At 60.2% G+C, this 1185-nt stretch carries 1 pseudogene; it reads right to left on the reverse strand.

Annotated elements, in window-relative coordinates:
* Positions 1-1185: pseudogene (locus GIW48_RS29645) on the reverse strand (type IV secretion protein Rhs); the annotation flags it as partial.

Raw genomic sequence — 1185 nt, forward strand, 5'->3', positions numbered from 1 at the left:
GGTAGTGACTGAGGAGCTGGCCCTGCTGGCGTTGGTGTTCGCGGCCGGTTTTGAACAGGTGGGAGGTGAGGGTTTCGCCATTCAGCTCGACGGTGGAAAGGTGGCCGCCTTTGTCGTGGTTGAAGGTGAGGCGGTTATTGTCTGGCAGGCGCAGTTTGTGCAGTTGGCCGCAGGCGTCGTAGCCATAGCGCAAGGTGCCCCAGCCTTGGTGTTCGGCGGTGAGGCGGTTTTGTGGGTCGTACTCGTAGGCCAGCGCCCAGTGGCCGTCGTCGACGCTTAGGAGGTTGCCTTGGCGGTCGTAGGCATAGTCGACAACATTGCCGTCTGGCAGGGTTTTTCTTATGAGGCGGCCGGCGTGGTCTCGCTTGTAACGGGTAACGAGCTGACTGCCGTCGTCGCCGTGTTCGGTTTTTTCCGCCAGGTTGCCGTTGAGGTCATACACGTAAGCCGTGCGCTGGCCGTCAAAGCCGATTTCCTGCTGGATCAGGCCGTTGGGGTGGTAAGCGAGTTGGTAGGTTTCGCCTGCCTCGTTTTCGATCGAGGTCAGCAGCAGGCGCGCATTGTCGTAGCGATACTTAACGTGGGTGCCATCGGCGTTGATTCGGCGGCTGATCAGGTGCAGGCCGTCGGCGTATTCGTAACGGGTGACGTGGCCGAGTTCGTCGTGTTCGGCGGTGATTTTTCCGTAGGCGTTGTAGCTGTATTCGCGCGTCGCGCCGCCTGGAAGGGTCAGTTTTCGCAGGCGCCCGGCAGCGTCCCGTTGGTACTGTGTGAGCTTGCCGTGCTCATCTTCCCGCGTGATCTGACGACCAAGATCGTCATAGCGATAACGCTTGATACCCCCATTGGGCAGCAGCTCCTCAAGCAACTGCCCGCGCTCATTCCAGACCAGCCGATGGCAACTGTTATCGGGAAACCAAACCCCCGTCAGCTGCCCATATTTGTTGTAGCTGTAGTCCGTGATATTGCCGTCAGGATCGGTCTTACGAATGACGTCGCCTTGGTCATTGCGCTCATATTTCCAGACGGCAAACCCACGCCTTACGACCCGCACGAAACCGTTGTCATGCTCGTAGGACGTCGGCTCATCGTCCCCCGGAAACAGCGCCACCAAGCGCCCGGCGTCGTCGTACTGATACGCCGTCACCGCCCCAAGCGGGTCCTGCTCGACTGTCAGCCGGCCCT

This window comes from Pseudomonas sp. PA-6-3C (assembly GCF_021605825.1).
In the GTDB taxonomy this organism is placed as follows: Bacteria; Pseudomonadota; Gammaproteobacteria; order Pseudomonadales; family Pseudomonadaceae; genus Aquipseudomonas; species Aquipseudomonas edaphica.